The sequence below is a fragment of the Mesorhizobium sp. M1E.F.Ca.ET.063.01.1.1 genome (assembly GCF_003998155.1).
Lineage (GTDB): Bacteria > Pseudomonadota > Alphaproteobacteria > Rhizobiales > Rhizobiaceae > Mesorhizobium.
In genome coordinates this window covers 1-5442 of sequence record NZ_RZSC01000397.1, presented here as the reverse complement: position 1 = coordinate 5442, position 5442 = coordinate 1, and the positions used below count along the sequence as shown (strand labels likewise).

7 protein-coding genes and 1 pseudogene are annotated in these 5442 nt (G+C 64.0%); 3 read left to right on the top strand and 5 right to left on the bottom strand.

Annotation, left to right across the window (positions count from 1 at the left end; all coding sequences use genetic code 11):
* Positions 1-137, top strand: a pseudogene (locus EOA29_RS43185) (5-formyltetrahydrofolate cyclo-ligase); the annotation flags it as partial.
* 4 nt (positions 138-141) lie between these two features.
* On the opposite strand, the gene EOA29_RS23625 reads toward EOA29_RS43185, so the two are convergent.
* Complete coding sequence (locus EOA29_RS23625; RefSeq protein WP_126094071.1) at positions 142-615, bottom strand: Lrp/AsnC family transcriptional regulator; 474 nt, start codon at positions 613-615, stop codon at positions 142-144.
* A 213-nt stretch (positions 616-828) separates the two neighbouring features.
* Between EOA29_RS23625 and ald the strand changes: the two genes are divergently transcribed.
* Positions 829-1944 carry an alanine dehydrogenase gene (gene ald / locus EOA29_RS23620; RefSeq protein WP_126094072.1) on the top strand — a complete coding sequence of 372 codons (1116 nt, stop codon included), beginning with the start codon at positions 829-831 and terminating at the stop codon, positions 1942-1944.
* Between the two features lie 397 nt (positions 1945-2341).
* Here ald and EOA29_RS23615 read toward each other — a convergent pair whose 3' ends face one another.
* Complete coding sequence (locus EOA29_RS23615) at positions 2342-2809, bottom strand: DUF1203 domain-containing protein (RefSeq protein ID WP_126094073.1); 468 nt, start codon at positions 2807-2809, stop codon at positions 2342-2344.
* Positions 2810-3016: 207 nt separating this feature from the next.
* Here EOA29_RS23615 and EOA29_RS23610 point away from each other — a divergent pair, with 207 nt between their 5' ends.
* Positions 3017-3427 carry a GFA family protein gene (locus tag EOA29_RS23610; RefSeq protein WP_126094074.1) on the top strand — a complete coding sequence of 137 codons (411 nt, stop codon included), beginning with the start codon at positions 3017-3019 and terminating at the stop codon, positions 3425-3427.
* Positions 3428-3476: 49 nt separating this feature from the next.
* Here EOA29_RS23610 and EOA29_RS23605 read toward each other — a convergent pair whose 3' ends face one another.
* The 3 genes from EOA29_RS23605 to EOA29_RS23595 all read right to left on the bottom strand — a co-directional run.
* Positions 3477-4040, bottom strand: coding sequence for a GNAT family N-acetyltransferase (locus EOA29_RS23605; protein ID WP_126094075.1), 564 nt, complete (start codon positions 4038-4040; stop codon positions 3477-3479).
* Between the two features lie 5 nt (positions 4041-4045).
* Entirely contained in the window at positions 4046-4897 is an 852-nt protein-coding gene (sseA, locus tag EOA29_RS23600; protein ID WP_126094076.1) for a 3-mercaptopyruvate sulfurtransferase, read from the bottom strand.
* 46 nt (positions 4898-4943) lie between these two features.
* Positions 4944-5442, bottom strand: a 499-nt coding sequence (locus EOA29_RS23595) for an alanyl-tRNA editing protein (protein WP_145969759.1), incomplete at its 5' end; no start/stop codon positions are given.

Here is a 5442-nt window from a genome sequence, read left to right as displayed (position 1 = left end):
ATCGCACGCTGGCCGCGATGCCGTTCCGGCCGCTGGTCATCGGCGTCGGCTATGAATTGCAGCGCATTCCGACCATCTACCCGCAGCCGCACGACATCCCGATGAGCGAGGTGGTGACGGAGGCCTATGGGGCCTAGAAGCCTAGGCCATCTCCGGCCTTAGGCCCACCGCCGTGCGATCGATGATCTCGCGCAAGGCGAAGGACGAGTTGATCTTCGTCACATGCGGCATGGCGGACAGCCACTCCTTGTGGATGCGCTCATAGTCGGCGAGGTCCTTCGCCGCGATGCGCAGGATGTAGTCGTATTCGCCCGACATCAAATGGCAAGAAAGCACGTTCGGGCAGCGCTTGATCGCCGCCTCGAAGTCCGACAGCGTCTTCTCGAACTGCCCCGACAGCGATATATGCACGATCGCCGTCATCTGATGGCCGAGCGCGGCGTTGGAAAGCCGCGCATGATAGCCGCGGATGGTTCCGGATTTCTCCAGATTGTCGAGCCTGCGCGAGCACGCCGACTGCGACAGCCCGACCTTCTCGGCAAGCGCCGCATTGGGGATCCGGCCATCCTTCTGCAAAGCTTCCAGAATGGCGATATCAATCCTATCGAGCGACATTTTTCGTGGTTCCTGCGAACATATGGGTATTTCGCGCAACGATTATCGAAGACTCGACGCTACCGCAAGCGCATTCGCAAACACATACGGAACGATTCATGCTTCACTGCGTCTCATGCATGTCGCCCAAGACTGCGAGGTGGTTTTGGGCCTAACGGCATGCCCGGAAATAACAGGGAGAGCGCCCTTTCAAGGGCCGGACAGGAGAAGAAAATGCGCGTCGGCTGCCCCAAGGAAATCAAGAACCACGAATATCGCGTCGGCCTGACGCCCGGCTCGGTCCGCGAATATGTCGCGCATGGCCATGAGGTGCTGGTCGAGACCGGCGCCGGTGCCGGCATCGGTGCCGACGATAACGCCTATCGCGCCGCCGGCGCCACCATCGCCAAGACGGCCGCCGACGTGTTCGCCAAGTCGGACATGATCGTCAAGGTCAAGGAGCCGCAGCCCAACGAATGGGTCCAGCTCCGCGACGGCCAGATCCTCTACACCTATCTCCACCTTGCTCCGGATCCGGAGCAGACCAAGGGCCTGCTGGCGTCCGGCGTCACCGCTGTCGCCTATGAGACGGTGACCGACGACCGTGGCGGCCTGCCGCTGCTCGCGCCGATGTCGGAAGTCGCCGGCCGCCTGTCGATCCAGGCTGGCGCCACCGCGCTGCAGAAGGCCAATGGCGGCCGCGGCGTGCTGCTTGGCGGCGTTCCCGGCGTGCTGCCGGGCAAGGTGACGGTGCTGGGCGGCGGCGTCGTCGGCCTGCATGCGGCGAAGATGGCCGCCGGCCTCGGCGCCGACGTTACCATAATCGACCGCTCGATCCCGCGCCTGCGCCAGCTCGACGACATTTTTGGCGGCCGCGTCCATACGCGTTACTCGACCGTCGAGGCGCTTGAAGAAGAGTGCTTCTCGGCCGACATCGTCGTCGGCGCGGTGCTGATCCCGGGCGCCGCCGCACCCAAGCTCGTCACCCGCGAAATGCTCTCCGGCATGAAGAAGGGCTCGGTGCTCGTCGACGTCGCCATCGACCAGGGCGGCTGCTTCGAGACCTCGCATGCCACGACGCATGCCGAGCCGACCTACGAGGTCGACGGCGTGATCCACTATTGCGTCGCCAACATGCCGGGCGCCGTGCCGGTCACCTCCGCGCATGCGCTCAACAACGCGACGCTGCACCACGGCCTGCAGCTTGCCGACAAGGGCCTGAAGGCGCTGGTCGACGACCACCACCTGCGCAACGGCCTCAATGTCCACAAGGGCAAGATCACCAACCGCGCCGTCGCCGAAGCGCTCGGCTACGAAATGGTCGAGCCGAAGGCGGTTCTCGCCGCCTGATTTAGAAGAAAACAGCTTCCTCCTGTCGCGCCCGCCGGCCCTTCCGGCGGGCTTTTTCTTTTCTGGTTCTCGCGCGAGAAATCCGGGCAACAAAAAAGCGGAGCCAGAGCCCCGCTTCCTCGGTGTTGCGATGTGCCGCCGGTCCATCCGCGGTCGGCCATCGATCAACGACTATCCTTTTAACGCGGTTATACGACGGCAATGCGACAGCGTTACTGGCGCTCTCTCGACTTCGAAAATGCCGACCCTCCAATATGCGTTGTGTGAAGCGTTTCACATTCGGCGCCGGGGAAAAGTGCCTAGACACGACCGGCCTGCTTGGCGATTTCGCCAATGGCTTCTGTCGCAGGCTTTTTCCCAACTGCCCGCCAGACCATCGGCGGGCATCTTTTTTCCCTCATGCCCGCTCGATCCGGCACTGGTAGCAATTGTTTCGCGCCGAACGGATGTGGATGTAGGCGATGTCGTCGCGTTCGAACAAAGTCTCGGCGCGGGCCGCGATGTCGCCGGTCGCGATGACGGCGCCGCTGCCGTAGACGATGCGGTCGTCTTTGCCATAGCCGCGCACGATGTAGTCGCTGCTCTCGAGCATCTCGGGCAGCGCATCCGCCTCCGCGGCGCGCTCGCATTCCTGCGCATGCAGGAAGATCGGCCCCGTCTCGGCATAAGGCTGAAGTTCCGGGAAAGGCCGGTAGGCGAGGATGAGATAGCCTTGGCCCGCGGCGACATTCTTCATGCAATGCCGGCACGGCACGCCGTCGCCGTCGGAAATCCTTTGCTCAGACGTGCGGCCGTAGGCGTCCGGCCCTCCCCGCTGCAAGGCGCGCACGGCTTCGGTCGGCAAGGCTTTGAACTGGATGCTCATGGCGAAATCTCCGGTGTCGTTGACCGGAAATTATGCCCGCGCGACGGCGCCTCCCACCCGATTCCTGCCAAGCGGACCGCGCGTTGCTCGGAGCGCAATATCGAAATAGTGCGTTATCAGACTCGCCAGGCACGGCACTCCGCGCCAAGATGATCGCAGAAGAAGGCTGTGGCGCGTGGGCGGCTGAGGTCTGGCGATGATCCGAGCATGATCACTGGAGGATGCCTGTGCGGCGCAGTCCGCTACGAGAGCCGCGCGGAGCCCATCACAGCGCGGCTGTGCTGGTGCCGCTTCTGCCAGTACATTGCGGCTGGCAATGCTGCGGTGAGCGTCTGCTTCCTGACAGCGCACATCAAGATCGCCGGCGAGATGCGCGATTACGAAAGCGAGGCCGACAGCGGCAACAGGATGCACCGGCGCTTCTGCCCAGCCTGCGGCGTGCATCTCTTTAGTGAAGCCGAATCGCGCCCGCATCTGATCTTCGTGCGCGCGGGCACACTCGACGATCCGCACGTGATCCGGCCCGCAGCGACGATCTGGACGAGCAAGGCGCCTCCCTGGGCCTGTATCGACACCTCGCTGCCGACCTTCGAGGGCCAGCCGCCGCCGGTGGCGTAGGGGCATCGACGCAGTCGACCGGTTCCTTGCTGCCTAGCTCCGCCCCGAACTATGGCCTCATCACACTCGCCGAGCGCTCGGCGAAGGTCATCGGATGCACGACCTCCTTCTTCTGCGCCACCGGTGTGAAGCCGAGCTTCTGGTAAAGCGGCAGCGCCGCCGGATGGTCGAGCGTGCAGGTCTGCACCGTGACGCGCCTTGGCCCATACGCCCAGGCAGCCGAGATCGCGGCACCCAGGAACCAGCGGCCGATGCCTTGGCCGTGCGCGTGCTCCATCATGCCGAAATAGGCGAGTTCCACTTCGTCCGGCAGATGCGGCTTGAGGTCGAAGAAGCCGGCCGGGGAGCCGTCGAGGTAGAGCACCCTGATGTCGCGGTCCTCGCGATGCAGGCCGGCGGCCAGTTCCTCGTCGCTCAGCCTCAGCACATTGACCCAGTGCCATTTGCGTCCGACGCGATCCATCAGATAGCGGTAGAAATGCAGCGGAACGTCCTTGGTCCTCAGCAGCGCGATCTGGCGGTTGTACGGCAGCGGCGGCGACGCGGCCGGCGGCACATGCATTTCCAGAAATGTGACCGTGACCTCGATATCCTTAGGCACACTATTTTCCATCGCCGTCATTCCTTGCCCGTCACGACAGGCGTGTCGTCGAGCCCGCCCCATTCGGTCCATGAGCCGTCGTAAAGCCTGTTGTCTGTATGGCCAAGCGTCTCCAGCGCCAGCGTGATCGCCGCCGCGGTGATGCCCGATCCGCATGAGGTGACGACCGGCTTCGAAAGATCGATGCCGGCATCCTCGATCACCTTGCGCAAGCGGTCCCCGGGCAACAGCTCGCCATTTTCGGCAAGTGCTGCGACCGGAACATTGTGAGCGCCGGGCATATGGCCGGAACGGACGCCCGGACGCGGTTCCGGGTCGGTTCCGGCGAAACGCCCGGGAGAGCGCGCATCGGCGATCTGGCTTTTCCCGCTTCCGACAATCCGGCGCATCTCGTCGAGGCTGACGACACGGCTTGCGTCGAAATCGGGATAAAAGACGCAAGGCGCTATCCTGGTGTGCTCCGCCGTCACCGGCCGCCCTTCCGCCTTCCAGCGGTCGAGGCCGCCGTTCAGGATGTAGACCTGGAAGACGCCCATGACGCGGAACATCCACCAGGCGCGCGGCGCCGAAAACAGGCCCGGACCGTCATAGACGACAATGGTGTCGTCGGCCGAAACACCCATGGAACCGACATATTGCGCGAAGTACTGGGGCGACGCCAATGTGTGCGGCAGCTTGGAATCCGGGTCCGAAACGGCATCCTGGTCGAGGAAGCGGGCGCCGGGAATATGGGCCGCGACGTATTCGGCGTGAGCGTTGCGGTTCTGCGCCGGCAGGTACCAGGAGGCGTCGATGATGGTGAGCCCAGGCTCGCCCAATCGCTTCTCGAGCCAGTCCGCGTCGACGATAAAGGGGCTGTCCTCGGCCATCTTCCTGCTCCTGCCCGCCTCTCGCGACTTCGTCCGTTCTGGCTCGTCAATTCGCCGGCATCGGCCCGAAGCGAATGCGGAAGCGCCGGTTCTCGCGGCCCTTCTTCTCGATCTTGCCGATGTGGATCTCGCCGACCTCGCCGGTGCTCCTCACGTGGGTGCCGCCGCAGGGCTGGCTGTCGACCGACGCATTCTCGCCGATGCAGACCAGGCGGATCTTGCCGGTGCCGACGGGCGGTCGCACATTCTTCGATTTCACCAGGCTGGGATTGGCGGCCAGTTCCTCGTCGGTGATCAGCCGCGTGAAGATCGCATGGTCGGCGCGCACCAGCTCCATCAGCCTAGCCGTCACGTCCTCCTTGGTAAAGCCGGCATCGGGAATGTCGAAGTCGACGCGGCTATCGTCCTCGGCAACCGCAGCCCCTGTGATCGGAAACGGGCAGACGACGGTGAGCAGATGGCAGGCGGAATGCATGCGCATCAAGAGATACCTGCTTTCCCAATCGACGGCGGGCCTCAGTTTTTCGCCAACCGCCGGCAATGCC